Source organism: Arthrospira sp. PCC 9901, from assembly GCF_059013425.1.
Genome location: NZ_CP102296.1, coordinates 5,419,659 through 5,441,907, shown reverse-complemented (window position 1 = coordinate 5,441,907; position 22,249 = coordinate 5,419,659). Strand labels below are relative to the sequence as shown.

Below are 22,249 nucleotides of genomic sequence, written 5' to 3'. Positions count from 1 at the left end.
CCATAACATTTAACTCAGATAGGGATGAGATGAACCCCAGCCCAAATAGGTTTTAACTATATTAACCGCAATTCTCACCTGACTAGCCCCCATGGAAATTTTATAGGGTTTATGGGGGTTTTTCGGATTAGGATCTATCGTGACCACATTATTTTCCCATAGACGACTCTCCCGCGACCAGTCCAGTTGCGCCAACTCAGATATTTGACTTCCATTAAACTCATTTTGCTGACCGTCATAGGTCATATATAACAGTCGCCCCAGTATTTCCAAACCCACCCGAAAACCTAATAAATATTTTTCCTTAAAATTAGCCACTTCTTCAACCGTTAATTCATCCACACTCTGATTAGCAATATGTGATGTGACCGGACATTCCGAAAAAAACTGATTCAGACATTGAGTTAATTCATGGGATGCCATTTCTACATCATAATCTTCTAAGTCATTATCCGGCTGATTAGTAAAAGCACAACTGACCAAATTCACAATATAAGCATTAGTATAAATCAACTTCTGCTTAGTGGAAGGGCTTTTTTTCACCTTCTCAGTTTTCCCATAAAACATGGAAACGCGATTGACCAAATTTTTGGTAATCCCAATGCGACCGGAATGTTCCCCAAAAGAAACCAGCAAAGATTTATCTAATTGTCTGGCTTGCGCCATATCCCTAAAGTCGGTCTGACACTGATTAAAATTCTCCTCCAAAACCAAAGTAATCGGAAAATCATCCTCACCGATTAACTTTCCTAAATCACTTTCAATTAATTGATGAATCGCGGTTTTGCGGTGTTGTCCATCAGTGATATCTAACTTATGACCACGGGGAATTATCACAAAACACACGCCTCTACCCAAGTCAAGAATTTGGATATCTTCAGGATTAACATTAGCTGTCAGTGTTCCCAAAATCCAGGGTTTATTTTTATGAACACGCTGGATAATATAGTCTTTAATTTCCTCAGCATGACCTTTAATCTCCGGTCGATTTTTGCCAGAGTCCGGGTCATTTCCCAGGGAGGGTCGCGCCTGTAGGAGAGTTGGTAAATCTTGGGCTGGGACATTAATTTGAATCATTTGTCGCCCTCCCTGGTGACACATCAACCCCAAATAACACCTCTCGCGGAAGTATTGATTATAAAGAGGTGCCACCAAATGGTCTATTTTATTGGTAGGTTCATCATTAACCATGGTTTGATTAGTTGGTATGAATTTATATCTATTGTTAGATGATATCACAAATCTATAGGTTCAGGTAATCCTACTTCCCTGGGTTTAACTATCCGACCCTCAAAATTAATCGCCCTATTTTCAAAAGTCCGCGCCTCAGCCAGTTGTTTGCGTATCATTGCCTCATCCATTAATTCGGTGATTTCTCCTAGTAAATAAACAATTAAATCAGTAGCCAAAGACCGACCAGCTACTCGGACTCGGCGTTTATTGGGATCATATAATACGCCATACCATATAGATTGAGGGTATTCTATATGATTAAAACCACCCTCGGCATCAAATTTAACTAACTTTTTAAATACGGTTTCCAAGGGTTGTTGATAGTGAAATACCACCTTACCAATACCATGAGCGATCGCTATTTGTCCCACGGGTCTAAATAAAATATTTCCTAATCCTGGGGGGCGTTCAAATCCAAACCTTCGCAAATCAGGAGTTTCCATTCCTTGTGTAAGTTTTTGATAACTGGGTAAACTCGCCAAACCATCAAATAAACTCATTAATTCCTGAGTACCTAATGCCAACTCTTCGGGTTCGGGACGGTAGGGAACCAAACCGGGTTGTGGCGCTTTCCAACCTCGAAATTTAGGGTAACAACCTAGATATAATTCCGCCATATCTCGTAAGGCTTGTAAGGTAGTTAATACTGTTGATTTGGTGGCGACTGTGGCGCTATCCCAGTTAATCCGAGGCTTACGTCCGGGTTCATCTTGGAGTAGGGGATGATTAACGGCTATCTGGCGACAAACAATAGAAAAACCATCATTTTCATCTAAGGCGGCTAACTGTCCTTTACTGAGTTTAACTGCCATTTGATTAAGGTGTACAAAAATAGACCTAATTCGCCTTTGTGCTTGCTGTCTAGTCTCTCCAGCCAAGACGGCGGGGATAAATTCAATGCCAATGGTTTCGTGGTTTAAGGCGGCTAGTTTATCTTGTGGCTGCATATTTACTATAGGCAATTTATCCCAAGTTATGGGTTCACCGACAGGTTTTTTGAGTTTGCTATAGGGTTGTATTTTCCGGGTTGTTAATAATTCTATGACTCCCTGAATTCCCATGAGTCTATGCTGTCCATCTAAAGCAAAGACAGAGACGGAAGATGATAAATCTAAGATGCCGATTTTTCCCTGTTCATCTAAGGGGATATATTCGGCGGCTGAACAGGTAGCTTGTCCGTTTTTATCCCATTGTGGTGCTTGCGGGTTATCTACCCAGTGGGGACTAATAACGACGACGAGGGGGGGAAATTTCCGATCCCAATTGTGGGTAATCAGGTATTGTACCAAGATGGCTTGACGTGACCAGTCTAGGGGTCGCTGGAGTATAGCATCAATGGTTTCTGCGCCTCTTTCTATATTTTGGGTTTCGGGGTCAATGTGGCTTTTAAATAGGGGTAATTCGGAAGCATAACCAATGTGACTGGCAGCCCATTCTAGGCTGACTGCGCCTATATATCCTTGGGTGACTCCCATTGATGTCGGTTGAACTAAAATGCGATCGCTATTATTTAACAACTCGGTTAGCAGTTGTCCTAGTTCCCCTGGCTGTCCCTCGGTTTTTGGGTTCCTTGCGATCGTCATAGCTATTGTACTACTATACTGATATGGTTTTTAAAAACTTCTGTCCCCAATCGCATACTATCCTATATGGGGCATTTCGGCAAGGCTATTCTATCTGTTAGGAGGGACAGTGACAAACACCAGACCAGACAAACATAGCCGAAACTTGGTAGACTACTGTGATATGTTTGCCAAGCTTAAAGTCAGCAATACCCGTCAAAAGGGACAGGCTCCCTATAAGCCTATTTTACTTTTATCAGTTATAGATCTGATATCCGAGGGATTAATTACGGAGAATGAAATCACTGTATCTGATGATTTAGTTAGTGCATTTAACAAATATTGGAAAATTTTAGGTAATCCATCTTACTCAGGCGGACTACATTACCCTTTTTTCCATCTAAAACGAGATAATTTTTGGCACATACAATTTCATGAGGAATTTGATGGTTTTCAGCCTAAGAGTTTAGGAAAACTTAAACAAGCAGTCAATTATGTTAAGGTAGACGATGAGCTTTTTGACTTTCTTAAAAATGAAAAAACTAGACAAGAGTTGACTAACATACTAATTGCAACGTGGTTTTCAAATAACCATGAAGACATAGAATCCTTGGTGAATCTTAATGAAAAGTTAGCCATGCTTGACCATGAACAAAAGCCTACTTCAGAAACGCCTACTTATCACATGAAAAAATCATGGATAAGGCAGGCATTTTTTAGAAAAGTTGTTGTACATATTTATGATTATAAATGTGCTTTTTGCGGCTTAAATATCAGCAAAAATCTTAGTCAAAATATTGTAGATGGCGCACATATTAAGCCCTTTTCTCAATTCCATAACAATCAAATCAATAATGGTATTTCATTTTGCAAAAATCATCACTGGGCATTTGATATGGGCTGGTTTTCTATAGATAGCAGATACAGAATTGTAATTGGCAGTAATTTAAAAGAAACTCAATCTATGGGGAAACAGATTAAAGAATTTCACGGAGAGCGAATATTTTTGCCATCTCAGGAAAAATACTATCCTAGTCTTGAGTCGCTACAATGGCATCGTTACCATGTTTTCAGAGCTTGATTATTTACAGGAGTATTATCAAATGAATGCTGAACAAATTAGTTTATTTCCAGATAGTCAAAATACGCCAAATACCAAAATTGAAGAATTTGTAAAATCACTAGAATTTTTAACCCAAGAAATTCAAGAACTCTACTGCTTGGATCAAATTCCTTGGGTGATAGGTTATTCTGGCGGTAAAGATAGCACAGCCACATTACAACTAATTTGGAATGCGATCGCGCAACTACCCCCAGAAAAACGCCATAAGACAATTCATGTAATCACAACAGATACTCTAGTTGAAAATCCAGTAGTTTCCGTGTGGGTCAAAAAATCTTTAGAAAAAATGCAAGAGGCTGCTAAGATACAAAATATGCCCGTCCAACCTCATTTGCTAGTCCCTGAGATAGCACAGACATACTGGGTAAGTTTAATTGGAAAAGGATATCCAGCACCTCGACATAAATTCCGGTGGTGTACTGTGCGTTTAAAGGTAGATCCATCTAATCGCTTTATCCGTAATGTTGTCCGATCAAGTGGTGAAACAATTGTAGTCTTGGGAACCCGTAAAACAGAAAGTGCTAATCGAGCAGCAATTATGGAAAAGCGAGAATTAAAGCGTGTGAGAGAACATCTATGTCCTCATCCTCATTTACCTAGTTCTTTGCTTTATACTCCTATTGAAACCTGGACAAATGACGAAGTATGGCTGTATTTGATGCAGTTTGAAAACCCTTGGAATTACAGTAATAAAGACTTATTTACAATGTACCGAGGCGCTACAGCAGACAATGAATGTCCCTTAGTTATTGATACCTCAACCCCTAGCTGTGGAGATTCTCGATTTGGCTGTTGGGTTTGTACATTGGTGAGTCAAGATAAATCAATGGAAGCCATGATCCTAAATGATGAAGCTAAAGAGTGGATGCAGCCTCTGTTGGATATTCGTAAGGAATTAGATGTAAAAAATGATCGCGATAAAAGAGACTTCCGGCGGATATTTGGGACAGTGCAATTGTTTGAAAGGAATGTTGACGGAGAAACGTCAGTCGAACCGATACCAGGACCCTATAAACGAGAATGGCGGGAATATTGGTTAAGGCGGGTATTAGAAGCTCAACAACAGGTTCGTAAAAATGCACCGCCTGATATGCGGGATATAACCTTAATTCAACCGGAGGAACTTAGCGAAATTCGGCGGATATGGTTGGAGGAAAAACACGAATTTGATGATAGTTTGCCGAGAATTTATCAAGAGGTGACAGGAGAACCTTTTGAAGACCCTCGCCATGGTGGTGGTAATGCTATGTTGGGTGTGGATGAATGGCAGATTTTGGAGGAACTTAGCGAAGGTGATCCGATGTATTTAGAACTGATGACCAGACTCCTGGATACTGAACGACAGTATAAAACTATGTCGCGGCGTACCGGAATCTATGATACGTTAGAAAGATGCTTTGAAACCAGTTCTCGATCGCAATCAGAAGCGATCGCAAATGCACACTATCAGCGAGACCTGAAACAAGCGGCTAAGGAAGGAAAAGTTGAAGATATCAAAAAAATTGTCAATGGTGAAAAACCGGAACCTCCCCAACAGCTAAACTGGGCGAGTCTCAAATTTAGTTAAGCGTCATGTATTAAGATGCTTCTGGGGGTTAGTTATCCCGTGATTTGTGATTGGTCACAAGTTGGATTAATTAACCCCCTAGGATGAAAATTGATGCCTTGATTTGGTGCAACTCAAGGGGGCTATATCCTAACTCCATAAGTTGTTGATTTCTGGCTCGACTCTATTAACCTTTACGGAAACTGCTATTCTGTGATTTTCCTGGAATTGACTCTGCAAAACTTCGGCCCCTATCGCGGTAAACAAGTTATTAACCTGCGTCCGCAAATGACTGGTGAAACCGTCAGTCCTATTGTCCTACTTGGGGGGATGAATGGAGGCGGAAAAACTACGCTAATGGATGCTATGCGCTTGGTGTTTTATGGTGCGCGCGCCCAATGTTCGACTAGGGGAAATATTGCCTATCCTGATTTCCTCAAACAGGCGATTAATAAACATACCCCACCCCATGAAATGACCTGCGTGGAACTATTATTTGAACATATTTTAGAAAATAAACAGGTGGAATTTCGCATCCAAAGACGCTGGAATAGACATCTCAAAAATGGTAAGGATACGTTGGGTATTTTGATTGATGATTGGCCGGATAAGGGTTTGGTGGAAACTTGGGATGAACGAGTGGAAGATTTCTTTCCTTTGGGAATTTCTAATCTGTTTCTATTTGATGGGGAACAGGTCAAGGAATTGGCGGAATTAGACAGTCCTCCGAGTACGGTTATCCAGGCTATTCAGTCCCTTTTGGGGTTGGAGTTGGCGGAACGTTTATCGGTGGATTTGAATATTTTGGTGAGTCGGAAACGCAAGGAGTTGGCTGAGGTCTCTGAGTTGGCTACTTTGGAAGCAATTGAGTCAAAGTTAAATGAACAAATAGCAGATTGGGAAGAGGCAAAGTTGCAGGTTGTGCGACTTGATACGGAGTTGCAAAAAGCCCATAAACGAGAAAGACAAACTCGTGATAAGTTTCGGACTGAAGGGGGTAAGGTAGCCCAGGAAAGAGACCAAATTGAAGCACAATTACGGGAGCAACAAGAGAGGTTACATGAAAAGCGCGATCGCTTGCGAGACATGGCGGAGGCTTGGCTACCTTTGGGATTAATTAAGCCTCTGCTAGATCGGGCAAAAGTGCAGGGGGAAAAGGAAATTAGGGAGAAAAAGGTGAGAATTGCGCGGGAGGTGGTGGCGGAACGCGATCGCCGATTATTGGAGTATTTGAAAACTCTGGATTTGGGCGATATTAGTTTGGATAAGGTTCGGAGTTTTTTGGAGTCGGAGAGTTCCACCAGTTCCGATGATTCTTTACAGGATTTTTGGTTAGATATGGATGAAATTACTCTCGGACAGCTTACCAGTGTTCTCGAACATCAACTCCCTAATCAAATTAGCCAAACCAAGTCTTTTAAAAATGAACTGATAGGCATTCAGGAGACGATTGTAGCTAAGGAAAGACAGCTAAATGTGGCGGCACCCCCGGAGGTTTACGAAGAACTGTTACAGGCGGTTTCTGATGCGGGGGCGGATGTGGCGAAGGTCAAAAGGGATTATGATCAAGCTATAATTAAGCGCGATCGCTATGAGGCTATGGTGGAAAAAACTAAGAAAGAATTGTCCGAATATAGCCAGGTGACTATCGATCGCAAAAATGCCAACCACATTATCCAAACTTCCGAAAGGGTACAAAAAACTTTAGTACAATTTCGGGAAAAGTTGACCCTCCGAAAACTTAATAAGCTGGAAATAGAAGTGACTGAATGTTTCCGCTATCTTCTCCATAAATCAGACCTAGTTCATCGAGTCGTTATTGCTACCCAAGATTTTAGTTTGTCTCTGTATGACCCCCAAGGTCAACCCGTCCCCAAACATCGCTTATCTGCCGGGGAAAAACAACTATTGGCGATCGCTTTTTTGTGGGGTCTGGCGCGGGTTTCTGGTCGCCAGCTTCCTATTGCTATTGATACCCCCCTGGGAAGGCTAGACTCCTCTCACCGCTATAACCTAATTGAACGATATTTTCCCTCCGCCAGCCATCAGGTAATTTTGCTATCTACAGATACAGAAATTGGCGAACCCGAATTAAAAAGCCTCCGACAACAAGAGGCGATCGCCCGTGAATATTTACTTAAATATGACCCCAAACAAGGACACACAACTATTGTACCTGGTTATTTTATCAACAGTTAATTTTTCTGGGTTTGTAGCCAAATTTCTAAACTCACTAATAACCAGAGTTTAATCCCAAATTTTTGATAAGCCGGACTTTGGGGGTTGAAAAGTTCCTTAATAAACTTTTGGTTAATATAAGGGGCGATCGCCGCATTTTTATTGAACAATAATGCCTGGGTGCGTTGTTGCCAATGGTGGTAAAACCACGAACCTACAGGAACCCGCATCCCACTTTTTGGGCGATAAATAATCGAGGCTGGTAATACATCAGTAACCGCTGCTTTTAACACGGCTTTCTCATTAGCAGCAGAGAGTTTATACACCGGTGGAACTTGTAAACTTAGGTCAACAACTCGCTGATCAAATAATGGCGATCGCCCTTCTAAACCCGCCGCCGATGTCATATTACTCACTTTGGTTAAAATATGGTCTGCCCCCTTAAATTTAATATTAATTAGCATCAATCGATTTAAATATTCTTGGGCGGAATTTAAGTCGGGTTCAAATACTGACGGCGCATCTTTTACCTGCTGCCAAATTTCCGGTTTCAGAAGTTCCGGTAAATGGGGATAGCATTTTTTAAAAGACTCTAAATAGGTGGTCAGACGATTGGGAAAATGGTTGTAAATATTCCCATACAGTTCATAGAGTAACATCGGCTTATTTTTCGGACCGCCAAAACAAGGGTCGCCTCCTTCCCCGTTTAAAATAACTCCGACATCCTGTTTGGCTACCTGTCCCAATAAATAGTTAGGAACTGTCAGAGGATCACCAATAGGATCGTCTAAATTTGCCATAGTAATTGCTAGATTATCCCATACAGTTTCTGGCTGGATTTCCAGAATATGATGCTGAGTTTGGCAATGTTCCGCTACTAAATTGGCAAATTCTAATTCGTTGGGATATTCAGCCCCAAAATGGATTGAATAAGTATGGACTTCCTGCTGATGAAATTTACTGGCTAAAGCTGTAATCGCACTAGAGTCTAATCCCCCTGATAAATAAGCGCCTACAGGTTCCCCAATAGGTAGGGATTCTGCCACTACTTGATTAAGAAGCGATCGCAATTTTTGGCTGTAATATTCTAGGGGTTGATCGCGATCGCCTATTTGTTCTTCCGGTTGCCAATAAACTTGTATTTTCCCAGATTTCCCAGGGTCTGACCATTCGTGTATTGTCCCCGGACGTACTTCTTTTACCCCTTCCCAGATGGTTTGTTCTCCCGGAATAAACGCGCAAGAAAGATAGTCTCGTAAAGCTAGATAATCTAATTTTTGGGGATGAAATTTCCCTAGGCTTCTCAGACGAGGTGCTACCCGCAAAATACCTTGATTAATTGTATAGTATAGGTTTCTCCCACCTACAGCATCTCGTGCTAACCACAGTCGCCTTTGGCTTCTGTCCCAAATCACTAGGGCAAATATTCCTTGTAACTGCGACAGGACTTCGGGAATATTATCCCTGTGATCTAAATCGTCTAATAATTGGTCAATATCCCCATTAATTAAACTACTCTCCCCTACTATGACAAATCGCTGCTTTAAGCTGATAATTGGCTGGGTTTGGTAAATCGCAATTGTCTCCTCTTGCCAAGTTATTTCATTCGATGGAGTGATATCATTACCTAAACTTACCCACCAATTTGGCCGGATTTCTGGCTCTGGTAATCTTTGACGATGACGAGGTTTCAAAAGCTGCCAGGATGATAAAAAAGACATATTCAGGGATAGGTGCTGCTCCAAGTTGCATTTTAGCCGAAATTCCTTCGCAGGGGTTGACAAATTGGTGCAATTTGTGGGATTATTTAAGTGTAATGCTTCATAATGGAATTCTAACGGTTTACTAAAAAAATGCCACTATTCCCATTATCTAAAAAGTATAACACAAGTCCGCCCCAAAAGCTACCCCCCCAGAAAAAAAGGCGATTTTTTTAACATTTCTTGACTTTTCTTTACAAAACTTCACAAAATCAGGTTAATAGCAATTTTTGGTTCATCAAAGCGATCGCCCCAAGCATAATCTGATGTTCACATACTTGAATGCGCTGATGGAGAGTTTCGGGAGTATCCTGGGGTAAAACGGGGACAGCGGCTTGCATCAAAATCGGACCGCTATCAACAGCCAACTCGACAAGATGGACGGTACATCCTGTAATTTTAACTCCCGATTCCAAGGCTTGTTCAACGCCACGAATACCGGGAAAACTGGGCAATATAGCGGGGTGTAGGTTAATAATTTGGTGAGGAAAAGCGGCTACCAAAACCTGGGTAGCAATTCGCATCCATCCCGCAAATACAACCAAATCGAGATCATATTGATTGAGGGTATCAACAACCTGCTGATCAAAACTTTCTCTAGTGGGGTAGTCGCGGTGATTAACCAGAATAGTGGGGATATCAAACTTTTCGGCGCGTTGTTTAACCTTAGCCTTGGGGTTATTGTAAACTAAAACCTGTATTTGGGCGTTAAGTTGTCCATCGCGTATTTTTTGGGCAATTACTTCAAAATTACTGCCACTACCGGAAGCCAAAACCCCTAATTTGATGGGTTTTCCGGGAATAAATAGGGGGTCAGGTAAGGGGGGATAAATTAGATAGGGTGTAGAATCAATGGGGTTTTGATAGGGAATCATGGATTTAAGCAATGATATCGCTGCTGTGGCTAGAATAATTCCGGCACTTGAGTAAGTATACGCGAAAGGGGAATAGGTTAGGCGAAATGTTCAACCCAACCTACTACCCAAACTGGGGTAAGATTATGCGATCGCCGAATTATCCCATTGCCAATAGGGCAACTTAGCAGCAGTAGTGCGGATCTGGTCATGATTAGCAATCAACTGACCGCAATTATCCCAACTACCATTAATAAAGGACTGTCGGGAGCCTTCATTCATGTTCACATCAATAGTTAAGTCGCCGCCGTGAACTTTCAGCGTCCCCAGATCCATGATAATTTCAACTTGGGGATTTTGCTGTAATAACTGTTGTAATTGTGTGACCGCCTCTGGTGTAGCGGTGACACAGGGAACTCCGATAGCCACGCAATTACCAAAAAAGATTTCGGCGAAACTTTCCCCGACAATAGCTTGAATACCCCATTTGGCTATAGCTTGGGGAGCGTGTTCTCGGGAGGAACCACAGCCAAAATTTTCATTAACCACCAAGATATTAGCACCTTGATATTGTGGGAGGTCAAAGGGATGATTTCCGTTTAATTGTTGACGGTCATCAGCAAATACTTGTTGTCCCAAACCATCAAAGGTTACACAGCGTAAAAACCGGGCGGGAATGATGCGATCGGTGTCAATATCACCACCAACTAAGGGGATACCGCGTCCTGACACCTTGTGAATTTTACTCATGATTTTTGACTAGGAAGATTCGGATTAGTTAACAAGAGGAAATAAGGAGAGTTCCCCCCTACCCGGTTGCATCAGGTAATGGGGGTACTAATTAACTAGGCTTCGATTAACTTACGAACATCGGCAACTTTTCCGTTAACCGCCGCCGCGACGACCATGGCGGGACTCATTAATAATGTGCGTCCGGTAGAGGAACCTTGACGGCCTTTAAAATTGCGGTTAGAAGAAGATGCACTAATTTGGTTTCCCTGTAACTTGTCAGGGTTCATAGCCAAACACATAGAACACCCGGCTTCTCGCCACTCAAAACCTGCTTCTCGGAAGATTTGATCTAGTCCTTCAGCTTCAGCCGCTTGTTTAACTCTTTCGGAACCGGGAACTACAAAGGCTTTCACCCCTGGGGCGACTTTGCGACCTTGGGCAAATTTAGCCGCCTCCCGTAGGTCGGTTAAGCGTCCGTTGGTGCAACTTCCGATAAAGCAAACATCAACTTTGGTTCCCTCAATGGGAGTTCCGGGGGTAAACTCCATATAGCGGTATGCTTCTGATGCGATCGCCTGATCGCTTGGGGGGAGATTTTCCGGTTTAGGGATGACCTCATCAACGCCAATACCCTGTCCGGGAGTAATTCCCCAAGTGACCGTCGGGGGAATATCAGCAGCATCAAAAGTTACCACATCATCATAAACGGCATCGGCATCACTGCGAATTTGTTGCCACCAGGCGATCGCTTTCTCCCAATTTTCGCCTTTGGGGGCAAAATCGCGGTCTTTGAGATAGTCAAAAGTGACTTGATCGGGGTTAACGTAACCACAACGCGCGCCACCTTCAATAGACATATTACAAACAGTCATCCGTTCTTCCATTGACATGGCTTCAATGGTGGTTCCGGCGTATTCGTAAGCATAACCCACGCCGCCTTTAACTCCCAATTGTCGAATCACATGGAGGGTGACATCTTTGGCGTAGACACCTGGGGGGAGTTGGCCGTTAATTTCAATGCGGCGAACTTTGAGTTTTGATAAGGCTAGGGTTTGGGAAGCGAGAACATCCCGAACTTGGGAAGTACCGATACCAAAAGCGATCGCCCCAAAAGCGCCGTGGGTGGAGGTGTGGGAGTCTCCACAGGCGATCGTCATTCCCGGTTGAGTTAGGCCTTGTTCCGGTGCGATCACATGGACAATGCCTTGATTACCGGAACCGATGTTATAAAATCGGATCTTGTGTTCCGCACAGCTTTTTTCTAAGGCTTGCATCATCTCCTCAGCCAGGACATCCACGAAGGGACGAGCTTGATTTTCCGTGGGGACGATATGATCCACCGTAGCCACGGTGCGTTCTGGAAATAGGACTTTCAATTGGCGATCGCGTAACATCGCGAAAGCCTGGGGACTTGTCACCTCATGGATCAGGTGTAGACCAATGAAGAGTTGAGTCTCACCGGATGGTAGGGTTCCCACTGTATGGAGGTCCCAAACTTTATCAAATAGTGTTCCTTTGCTCATAAAACCATCGGTTAATCGGCGTATCGAACGCGCTGATATATCTGCCCCATTTTAACCTGTTTGGGAACTGTGGTAAAGCGGGGCGACGGATCGACCCCCTCAAATGCCCGAATTTCCCAACTATCTTAGGTTTTAGCCCCCGATCACTTTTCCGATTTGCTATAATAAGAGATAACAAAAGAGCGCCCTCCCCCCTTGATTCTGGATAGAGCGCTCAGTCCCCAATATTTTGATCACAAGGGTATAATACCACAATGAGTAAAAGCGCGATCGCCACCGCTGCTAACAGCGGGTTGGGGTTTTATTCTTCCCCTTTGGTAGAGCCAGAAACCCCAAAAATTTCCCCTCTCATTTCTCAATCCATCAAACTCGAAAATATTGATACTATCGGCTCCGGCAATACCCCGCGACTGGTTTATCACACTTCTGCGGGTCGTTGCAGTCGTCTCGTATCTAAAGCTGATTTTGCTAGGATTTGGTCTTGTTTTCTGTCAATTCGAGGCGTAAAACATTCCCGGATTTTGGAGATTAACATCACCGACCACAGCTTAATTATCCAGACCAATCAAGGCACGGTTGCCGTCGATAAAAACCAGGCTAAAATGTTCCTATCTCGCTATAATCGAGTAGCCCTAGAACCTCTACAAGTGCGCCTAATTCCCCAAGGTGCAGTAGTTTGGAACCCCGATCATCATACCCTATCCTTAGTAAAATCGGGAGGATGTACCTGTGAAGATTGGCGGTATCGGCAAACCATTTGTAAACATCAAATTGCTGCCCAATTGTGTCAGATGCCATCTGATTAATTAAATTAATATCCCCCAGAAGTTCCAAAAATGACTATTGGGGGATTTTTTATGATATAATTAACTGGGGTTTCGGATGCTTTCTACTAATGCCGAATAATCCAGGTCGCTCAAATCTAAATTGGTGATTGCCTGTGCAATTATCTCTTGCACCCCCGATAATCCGGCCACATTTAACTGAGAGGCGATCGCCTCATTTATAAACAAGTTAGTATCCTTTAACAAGTGCTTAGTCGGAAAATTGGGATCGGCATAATTCCCATCAATCATGCGTTGTAGCTTTTTATCAAACGTCGGCGCATATAACGCACTATCCCGGAGAATTTTCATAAAAATTTCAACATCTGCACCCTGACGCTGAATAAAGCTGAGACTCAAGCCAAAGGCCGCCGTGAGGGACGCAATTAGTTGATTTAGGGCTAATTTCACCGCAGCCGCCGCACCGACCTCCCCAATTAGCATCGCCTCCCCCAGGGGTGCAAGGACTTTTTCCCACCGTTGCAACTGTTCGCCAGTCCCCCCCACCATGATCTGAAGTGTACCGGATTTGACCTGGGGAATACTACCCAAAACCGGAGCCTCCATATACTCCCCCCCCACAGCAACGATTTTGTCTCTGATGGCTTGGCTTTCCCGTGGGCCAATAGTACCCATTTGGATGGCCGCGCGACCCTGCCAGTGTGGAAGAATATCAGCGGATAGTACCATGTTTTCAATGGCGGGCGCATCTGCTAACATCAAAATAGTGCAATCACAAGGGGCGATCGCATCTTTTACCGATGAGGCGATCGCTACTCCCCTATCCTCAAGAGGCTGTAATTTAGCCGCAGTGCGGTTATAGGCTACCACATCTAACCCCGCCTCCAATAGTCGCAGGGCGATCGCCTCTCCCATAAGTCCAGTTCCAATTAATCCAACTTTCATGAGCATCAATAACTTATTTGCAGTTATTGTATATCTTAATGATTGCCCAATTATTCCCATCAGACATTAACCAATAACCTTGGGAAAACTCTGGGATTATAGAGTACAATATTGGTAAGTGCTGAAAGCAGATTTTGCCAAGGATCACCCCTAACCCATAATTATCATATAAATAGGCAAATAGAACTCACGAGGAAGATGGTCAAGATTTAATCATGTCTAACCTATTTAATTCTGCTAGTTCCCCCGCTATTATTGAAGCTGTCGAAAAGCTGGGATATCGCGTCAGTAGTGCTGATGTCGCCATTCAAGCTGGACTTGAAGTTAATCTGGCTCAACAGCAACTTTTAGCCTTAGCATCAGAAGCCGGAGGACATCTACAAGTATCTGAGTCTGGGGATATTGCCTTCCTATTTCCCCAGAATTTTCGCGCTGTCATGCGAAATCGATATTGGCGGTTAAGAGTTTATGAATGGTGGCAAAAAGTTTGGCGAATACTATTTTATCTAATTCGCATTTCCTTTGGGATTATGTTATTGGTGTCCATAGTCCTAATTTTTATAACCATTGCAGCGATTGTATTTTTTGGCGATTCTAACCGTAGCGGTGGCGGCGGTGGCGGCGGTGGCGGCGGTTCCCGTGGTCGCGGCATTATTTTTATTCCCCACTTTTGGTTTCACCCTAACTCCCTCTCATTTCTGAGTTGGGATAATGGCAATTATTATCGTCGCCAACAGAAGATTGCCAATAAACTGAAAAAAGAGAAAATGAACTTCTTTGAAGTCGTCTTTTCTTTCCTGTTTGGAGATGGCAACCCTAACTATAATTTAGAAGCACAGCGTTGGCAGGCGATCGCCACAGTAATTCGGAACAATCAAGGTGCAGTAGTAGCTGAACAAATTGCCCCTTATTTGGATAATTTGGGTAACGCCTATTCCCAGGAATTTGAGGACTATATGCTGCCAGTTTTAACTAGGTTTAACGGACAGCCAGAAGTGAGTCCCGAAGGACAGTTAGTATATCATTTTCCCGAATTACAAACCACTGCAACTCAATATCGACCCCAACCCGTCCCCGCCTACCTCAAAGAAAATAATTGGAAGTTTAGCAATGCTACTTCTAATCAGTTAATGTTAGCAGCGGGTTTAGGTGCGGTTAATTTCGTCGGCGCATTGATTTTAGGTCATTTACTAGAAGATGGCGCAATGGCAGCGCAAATGGGTGGCTTAGTCGCATTTGTGGAGATGATTTATCCCCTACTTTTTGCCTATGGTGCGGGTTTTCTGATTGTACCTTTAATCAGATATTTTTGGGTACAGTGGCGCAATGGTAAAATGGCTGTGCGTAATGAATACCGCCAGTCTCATGCGATCGCCTTAAATCAAGCTGATGATACCGTTCAACAAAAGTTAAAATATGCGCGTAAATTCGCCGCCGAAACCGTCATTAGCAATCAAGATTTGGCTTATACCACAGAAACAGATCTGGTTGACCAAGAAGCTGCTAACGCTGATAAAATTGATGAGGAATGGCAGAAACGTCTGAATCAATCTGATGGTAAATTAAGCTAAACTCTAGTTTAAAATAGATTCCGAAAACATGATCTCAAATGCCTGACGACGTTTTCTGGGTGCATCAGGTGTTAGGTAACTCCAGAGTGTTTCCCAGTAAAAAAAGGAGACACCATCTAAATGGCGATCGCGTACTTCTTGCACCTGTGCTTCAATCTCCTTAATCTCCACAGGATTATGCAAAGTACCGCTTAAAATACCGATAACCAGGGGGACTTTTTGTTGAGTCGTAATCAGCGAATGGTGTTCAAGTTCTTGGATAAATCCTTCTAAGCTATTGCGATAAACTTGTAAGACCACTTCATCTATCCAGCCACGATTTACCCAAGTTAACCAATCTTGTAAATAGACATTATAGGTAAATTCGTAGGGATTAGGAGATAGGGAAACAATACAATCAGGTTTCGTGGCTTTAATAGTTTTAACTAAATGTTCAATAAAGTCAGTAATTTTGTTAGAACGCCACCGCCGCCATTCCGGGTCTTGGGGATTATCAGGGGGATATTTTCCCTGATGTTCCTGTCTGTAGAGGCTGACCGTATAGGGGTCATAACCAAACTCAACCGGAATACCGAAATGATCATCAAGTTGAATACCATCTATATTGTATTTCATCACCACTTCTATGATTAAATCTTCCAGAAATCTCTGCACTCCTGGATGTAAAGGATTTAGCCAAACATTGCGAATCGGACTTAATAGCAACAGCCTCCGAATTAGATTAAATAATCTGGCATTAACCGACTCTGGTTCCGTGGTATATCTAGGAAGTATTAGCCTACCATCTTTGGTGGTTGTTACCCATTCGGGATGTCTCTTAACTAACTGAGAATTGATGGGAGCCATAAAACCATATTCTAACCAGGGAATTACTCGTAAACCCCGATTATGTCCTTCGATGACAATTTCCGACAGAATATCTCGTCCTAGTCGGCTGATATGTAGTAGAGAATCTTGTGATTTTCCGGTGACTCTGCGACTGACAGCACTCTGAAAAAATGTCGTGCCTCGGTTCCAAATTACTGGGTAAACTGTGTTAAAATTCAGAGCAGATAGTTGGTCAAGTGCGCGGTTAATTCCCCAGGGAACAAACAGGACTCCGCTGCTAACATTGGTTATCCATACTCCCCGAATTTCCTGTTCCGCACTAACTGCAGTTTGGTGTATGGTGACAGGCGGAATTGCGGCTATGGTTAATCCACAGGTTATTAAAATTATCAGGATTACCCGGATTAAAGATTTAGACAAATTTAGGGGTTTCACAGATTTGATAATTTTAGGCATTCAAGGGGTGGTGATTTAACCGAAACTTGAAGAAGCAAAGATAGCGATATCTGTAGATGTTCTGCTATCAATTGTGCTATCACTACTGGTGGTGTCATCTGACCACTTGGTAGAGTTTAAGTTAAATTGTCGGCTGAGAATTTGTAAGAGTTTGGCTGGGGGTAATGATTCTAATTCGACAAAATTTCCGGCTTCTAACCATGCTATTTCTTCCGGTGACAGGGTGGTGCGAATTTCTGGGGATATGGCTGGTGATTGTGTCTCTGATGTGTCAGAATGACGGATAAAGAAACCTTTACTATTTAACACCTGTTGGGGTGTTAAACCTACGTCATAAATAGGTATAGTAGTGTTTTGAAACCATTGAGGGGTATTCCGCAAATGATGGGTTAAGGAGACACCCCGAGTAGTAGCATCATGGACGGCATAAACTACTAATTCGGGATTGCGTTTAGCCATTTCTAAGATGGTGGAAAAAATGCTTTGAGGATATCCGGTAATACTGACAATTGCACAACTATGGTTGAAGTGAAAGTTATTGGCAATTAAAAATTGAGCGATCGCCGAATTATCACAGACCATAAGGCGATCGAAACTATAGGAGGTAATGTCAGGAGTAAGTACAGCATTACTCTCTGATTGTTTGGGAGATGGTAAGAGTTTACCTATAGGACCATTAACTGCACTCCAGCTATTTAACCAACTATCTAATTGTGTTGATGCGAGCGGAAATTTGTCAATAGCATGACTAAGCATTTGACGACGACTCTCTCCTACATATATCATAAATAAACCCAGACCTACACTCAGTAGGAAAATTATAAATCTGATATTGTTGGGATTGATCATCAGCAATATTACTGATGCAAATATCTCAAATAAACCGATAAATTGCAAAAATCTCGCCTGTTGTTTACGCAATGATACGGGTTGATTTTCTGACTTTATTTGTGCCGACAATATCATCAAAGTCATGAACGAAACTAGAAGTGGCACAGAAAATAAAATAGTTACCCAAAAATATATAATCAGGAATAGTATGGCGTATGGATAGATAGCAAACTTATTTTTTTTGCCTAATTTTCGTTCAAAAAAGTAGATTAATTGTTTTTTGGTGAATAAAAGATTCTCCGGACCTGAAACTGATTCAATAGATTTCTGAAAGCCGGGATCACTAAAGGGAGAACCTGTTTTAGGTTCAAATACAAATTGATGTCCGCAACTTTTACATCTGCCACTATAAGCGGTGCGTTCTTTAAAGTTATTTTCGATACCGCAATTGATACACTTCATAATCTAATTTGTTGGTGATTAAAACTTGCAGCCAATTGATTTTAGCTTAAATATCTACCTGCTGGGTTAAGAGAATATTATAATCTTCCCGTTGGCGAATTAACTGATGTTTTCCCTGTTGTAGTAGGACCTCCGCTGGTCGAGGTCGGTGCAGAAAGTGAGATGACATGGCGTAACCATAAGCGCCACAGTCTAAAATAGCTAGGATATCTCCCCGTTTAAGTTGAGGAAGTTGGCGATTTTTTCCCAGGTAGTCGCGGGAGTAGGTTGTATTTCCACAAACATCAGTAATATAATGGTTGGGTGTATCAGAAAATGATACAATTTCTCGATAATTTCCATAGACTGAGGGGACGGATAAATTAGCCACTGTGGTATCAACTCCCACTATCTGTTTTGGGGGTTGCCATTTAGTTGAGACTACTTGAGTTAATAGGGTTCCACAGGAGGCGATCGCCGACCTTCCCGGTTCAATAATTAAATCAATTTCTCGGTTAATTTCTCGGTTAATTTGAGTAAGTTCCGCCGTGATTTGTTGTCCGAAAAAATGCCAATCAAAGGCTGATTTTTGGTGTTGATAGGGGTAGCCAAAACCACCGCCAAAGTCCAGATATTGCCAATCTGGTAACTGTTGACCGATAGCTAACAGGGGTTTAATCACCTGAGTAAAAGAGGAAGTTGCATTAGTGCCAGTGCCGCGATAAAAATGGAGTCCGGTAATTTTTAAGCCAGCGGATGCGGCTATTTTGATGGCTTCTGGAAATTCCTGGGGATTAACACCAATGCGACTATCGCCATTAATTTCCGGCAGATTTAGCCGAAATCCTAACTTAGGTAAAAAATCGAGTTTTAGTTGTTGGAAAACTTCCCCAAATAGCTGGAGTTGGTCGAGACTGTCTAAATTATAGGTAGTGATTCCCCAGTTTAATAATAATTGAAACTCCCGGTGATTTAAATTACTGCCACTATACACTATTTGCTGGGGATGAAAGCCAGCCTTGAGTCCTAAAAATGCGTCTCCTGGTGTATTGGCATGGAGTCCCCAGTTAGCCTGTTGAAAAATCTTGAGTAAGGCAATATTGCCATTAGTGACACTAGCGAATTTAAAGCGAGTTTTAGGATAGTTAACCGCCCCACCAATATGGTTAATTGTATCCTGGAGAATATCAGCATTATACACATACAGAGGGGAGCCATATATATCTAGTAATTTTTTCGCCAAGTCGGTAGAAAATGGCAACTTTTGAGACAGTTTAGGGTTGATTTTTTTGGCTTCAGTGATATTCATGAATTGTTAATGTTATTTAACTGCTGTTATTTAACGGTAAATTCTGATTGGCTTAAAATGCGATCGCCTAAAAACATTTCCACCTGCCAATTTCCTGGTGGTGAAGTGGGACCCAACTGATGCCGACAGCGGGTATTCCAGACATCACTATCAATTGTACGAGTTTGATAGCGATTTTGATGGGCAAGTTGACCATTAGGATTAATCCAATTACATCCTAATTCTAGTTGACGACCCTTGGGAGTTTGTTGTAACCTAACTTGGTAGTAAACTGTGGGGGAGTTCTGGCGGTCTATGATGTCAAAATGACTAACCCGGTCGAATCGTTCTAAAGTCAAACGACTTTGATTTGGGTTAGCATAAACTTGGGCGATCGCCTGTTGTTGTTGATCAAACCATAGGGAACCGCCGCCGACAATAGCCACAGCAGCTAATCCCAATCCTACCATTAAGATTCGGTTTCGCTTGGTTTCCGCCGCCAAGACTTCCCGACGGCGAACCTGCATCAGCGCCTGATCAAGATTTTCAGTAGGTAAATTTAATTCCTCCAGAATTTCTTGGACTTGTTGGCGATCGAGTTCAGTTTCCTGAATTTGGGATAGGCGTTCAACTTCAGCAATCACCTGATCTAACTGTTGTTGAGTAAGTTTATTATTCATGTTGTCGGGTAAAATTCAGCTCAAACAATCGAAAATTCATATCTGATTACAACTTCAATTGACAATTAGCAAATTCCAGAGACTTAACAACTGATATCCTAAACAAATAGTATTAATATCTGTGGCATCCTTGAAACAATCATCAAGTTACTGGCAACTATTGCCCTATGTTCGTCCCCAGTCGCGAACCATCGCCAAGGCCCTAACCTGTACCCTAGTTTTTACCGCATTTTGGCCGCTATTAGCTTGGCTAATGGGTCAAATAGCCGGATATATTGGTCGGGGGGATGTAGAAGCGATCGCCCAAATTGCTGGGGTTGCTGCCATTATATTTCTAATTCGGGGAACTGTCCAATACGGTCAGGATACCCTGATGGCTAAAGCAGCCCTAAGCATCGCCCTAGACCTGCGAAAACAAGTATATACTCATCTTCATCGGCTAAATGTTGGTTACTTTGAAACCGCCAAAACGGGAGATTTATCCTATCGTCTCACGGAAGATATAGATAAAATTGGCGAAGTCATTAACAAATTATTTCATCAATTTATCCCCTGCATTTTGCAGTTAATAGTCGTCCTAGGCTATATGCTTTACCTGAACTGGAAACTTACCCTAGCCACCCTAATTATTGCCCCTCTGATGGCGCTATTAATTGGCTGGTTTGGGGAAAAACTGCTAACCTTTACCCGCCAAAGTCAATCCCGTATTTCTAACCTTTCTGCCCTATTAACCGAGGTATTTAGCGGCATCCGTTTAGTGCAAGCCTTCGCCGCCGAAGATTACGAAATCTCTCGATTTTCCCTAGAAGCAGAACACAACCGACAGGCGAAATTTTTGGCGGAAAGAATTAAGGCATTACAGTTCGTAGTAGTCGGCTTTTTGGAAGCGATGAGTGTAGTGTTTTTATTTTTCCTAGGAGGCTGGCAAATCTCCCAAGGTCAGCTAACGGGAACAGGTTTTATCAGTTATGTTACAGCCGTAGCTTTATTGATTGACCCCATTTCTTTAACCACCAGTAATTATAGTGACTTCAAACAGGGAGAAGCCTCCTGCGATCGCATTTTTGAACTGTTCGCCATTCAGCCCAATGTCATAGAAAAACCTGATGCGATCGCCCTTCCCCACGTCAAAGGAAAAGTTGAATATCGTCATGTCAGCTTTACCTATCCCACCTTGAGCCAAAACAGCCATAATCACCGCCAAGATTCTGCCCCTAATCAGCCCGTTCTCGTCGATTTTAATCTCTTAGTAGAACCCGGGCAAATGGTAGCCTTAGTCGGCGCGTCAGGAGCCGGAAAAAGCACAATTGTCAGCCTCCTACCTAGATTTTACGATCGCCAACAGGGTCAAATTCTGATAGACGATATAGACATCCAAAATGTCACCCTTCCCAGTCTCCGTAGACAAATTGGCATAGTACCCCAGGAAGTCACATTATTTTCTGGTAATATTGCCCAAAACATTGCCTTTGGTCAAACTGATTATGATATTGAACAGGTAAAAACCGCCGCCCAAATCGCTAACGCCCATGATTTTATCAGCCAATTTCCCGAAGGTTATCAAACCATAGTAGGGGAACGGGGAGTTAACTTATCCGGTGGACAAAGACAAAGAATTGCCATAGCCAGAGCAGTCTTATTAAACCCCAGAATCCTAATTTTAGATGAAGCGACATCATCCCTAGATTCCGAATCAGAAACCCTAATTCAACAAGCCTTAGAAAGACTCATGCGGGGGCGAACGGTTTTTATTATCGCCCACCGATTAGCTACCGTCCGCCGATCCGATCGCATTTTAGTAGTGGAACATGGTACAATTACCGAATCCGGGACTCATACTGAATTATTAGCACTTGGTGGTCGTTATGCTTATTTCTATTCCCAGCAATTTAGCAGTTAGACAATTACCGAAC

17 protein-coding genes are annotated in these 22,249 nt (G+C 42.6%); 6 read left to right on the top strand and 11 right to left on the bottom strand.

Annotation, left to right across the window (positions count from 1 at the left end; genetic code table 11):
• Nucleotides 1–9 precede the first annotated feature (9 nt).
• Both NLZ44_RS24035 and NLZ44_RS24030 read right to left on the bottom strand, forming a co-directional pair.
• On the bottom strand, nt 10–1,191 hold the full coding sequence (locus NLZ44_RS24035; RefSeq protein WP_008051688.1) for a DNA sulfur modification protein DndB: 1,182 nt from the start codon (nt 1,189–1,191) through the stop codon (nt 10–12).
• Nucleotides 1,192–1,235: 44 nt separating this feature from the next.
• Complete coding sequence (locus tag NLZ44_RS24030; RefSeq protein WP_493751407.1) at nt 1,236–2,816, bottom strand: DGQHR domain-containing protein; 1,581 nt, start codon at nt 2,814–2,816, stop codon at nt 1,236–1,238.
• 109 nt (nt 2,817–2,925) lie between these two features.
• Between NLZ44_RS24030 and NLZ44_RS24025 the strand changes: the two genes are divergently transcribed.
• The 3 genes from NLZ44_RS24025 to dndD all read left to right on the top strand — a co-directional run bounded on the left by NLZ44_RS24025 (nt 2,926) and on the right by dndD (nt 7,663).
• A complete protein-coding gene (locus NLZ44_RS24025) occupies nt 2,926–3,876 on the top strand; it encodes an HNH endonuclease (RefSeq protein ID WP_493751406.1) in 951 nt (316 codons plus the stop codon).
• Between the two features lie 22 nt (nt 3,877–3,898).
• Entirely contained in the window at nt 3,899–5,485 is a 1,587-nt protein-coding gene (dndC, locus tag NLZ44_RS24020) for a DNA phosphorothioation system sulfurtransferase DndC (protein WP_493753067.1), read from the top strand.
• A 192-nt stretch (nt 5,486–5,677) separates the two neighbouring features.
• Complete coding sequence (dndD, locus tag NLZ44_RS24015; RefSeq protein WP_493751405.1) at nt 5,678–7,663, top strand: DNA sulfur modification protein DndD; 1,986 nt, start codon at nt 5,678–5,680, stop codon at nt 7,661–7,663.
• Here the strand turns inward: dndD and NLZ44_RS24010 are convergent.
• The 4 genes from NLZ44_RS24010 to leuC form a co-directional block, all read right to left on the bottom strand.
• Nucleotides 7,660–9,363, bottom strand: a complete 1,704-nt coding sequence (locus tag NLZ44_RS24010; protein ID WP_199456416.1) for an asparagine synthetase B family protein — start codon at nt 9,361–9,363, stop codon at nt 7,660–7,662. The genes dndD and NLZ44_RS24010 overlap by 4 nt on opposite strands.
• A gap of 251 nt (nt 9,364–9,614) precedes the next feature.
• A complete protein-coding gene (gene purN / locus NLZ44_RS24005; RefSeq protein WP_006622240.1) occupies nt 9,615–10,277 on the bottom strand; it encodes a phosphoribosylglycinamide formyltransferase in 663 nt (220 codons plus the stop codon).
• Between the two features lie 123 nt (nt 10,278–10,400).
• Nucleotides 10,401–11,006, bottom strand: coding sequence for a 3-isopropylmalate dehydratase small subunit (gene leuD / locus NLZ44_RS24000; protein ID WP_008051695.1), 606 nt, complete (start codon nt 11,004–11,006; stop codon nt 10,401–10,403).
• A gap of 95 nt (nt 11,007–11,101) precedes the next feature.
• Nucleotides 11,102–12,511, bottom strand: a complete 1,410-nt coding sequence (gene leuC, locus NLZ44_RS23995; RefSeq protein WP_008051696.1) for a 3-isopropylmalate dehydratase large subunit — start codon at nt 12,509–12,511, stop codon at nt 11,102–11,104.
• 254 nt (nt 12,512–12,765) lie between these two features.
• On the opposite strand from leuC, the gene NLZ44_RS23990 reads away from it, so the two are divergent.
• On the top strand, nt 12,766–13,317 hold the full coding sequence (locus NLZ44_RS23990) for an SWIM zinc finger family protein (protein WP_111893694.1): 552 nt from the start codon (nt 12,766–12,768) through the stop codon (nt 13,315–13,317).
• 60 nt (nt 13,318–13,377) lie between these two features.
• Here NLZ44_RS23990 and NLZ44_RS23985 read toward each other — a convergent pair whose 3' ends face one another.
• Nucleotides 13,378–14,247: an NAD(P)-dependent oxidoreductase gene (locus NLZ44_RS23985; RefSeq protein WP_081593271.1), complete on the bottom strand. Its 870-nt coding sequence runs from the start codon at nt 14,245–14,247 to the stop codon at nt 13,378–13,380.
• A gap of 209 nt (nt 14,248–14,456) precedes the next feature.
• On the opposite strand from NLZ44_RS23985, the gene NLZ44_RS23980 reads away from it, so the two are divergent.
• Nucleotides 14,457–15,812 (top strand): hypothetical protein, encoded by a 1,356-nt coding sequence (locus NLZ44_RS23980; RefSeq protein ID WP_008051705.1) that lies wholly within the window; start codon nt 14,457–14,459, stop codon nt 15,810–15,812.
• 3 nt (nt 15,813–15,815) lie between these two features.
• Here the strand turns inward: NLZ44_RS23980 and NLZ44_RS23975 are convergent, their stop codons facing one another.
• The 4 genes from NLZ44_RS23975 to NLZ44_RS23960 are packed head-to-tail and all read right to left on the bottom strand — an operon-like array spanning nt 15,816 to nt 20,336.
• Nucleotides 15,816–17,096 carry a glycoside hydrolase family 10-like protein gene (locus NLZ44_RS23975; protein WP_493751404.1) on the bottom strand — a complete coding sequence of 427 codons (1,281 nt, stop codon included), beginning with the start codon at nt 17,094–17,096 and terminating at the stop codon, nt 15,816–15,818.
• 15 nt (nt 17,097–17,111) lie between these two features.
• Nucleotides 17,112–18,389, bottom strand: coding sequence for a hypothetical protein (locus NLZ44_RS23970; protein ID WP_111890816.1), 1,278 nt, complete (start codon nt 18,387–18,389; stop codon nt 17,112–17,114).
• Between the two features lie 46 nt (nt 18,390–18,435).
• On the bottom strand, nt 18,436–19,677 hold the full coding sequence (locus NLZ44_RS23965) for a diaminopimelate decarboxylase family protein (RefSeq protein WP_315736809.1): 1,242 nt from the start codon (nt 19,675–19,677) through the stop codon (nt 18,436–18,438).
• 26 nt (nt 19,678–19,703) lie between these two features.
• Nucleotides 19,704–20,336 (bottom strand): hypothetical protein, encoded by a 633-nt coding sequence (locus tag NLZ44_RS23960; RefSeq protein ID WP_006622230.1) that lies wholly within the window; start codon nt 20,334–20,336, stop codon nt 19,704–19,706.
• 121 nt (nt 20,337–20,457) lie between these two features.
• Between NLZ44_RS23960 and NLZ44_RS23955 the strand changes: the two genes are divergently transcribed.
• A complete protein-coding gene (locus NLZ44_RS23955) occupies nt 20,458–22,236 on the top strand; it encodes an ABC transporter ATP-binding protein (protein WP_369299262.1) in 1,779 nt (592 codons plus the stop codon).
• Nucleotides 22,237–22,249 lie beyond the last annotated feature (13 nt).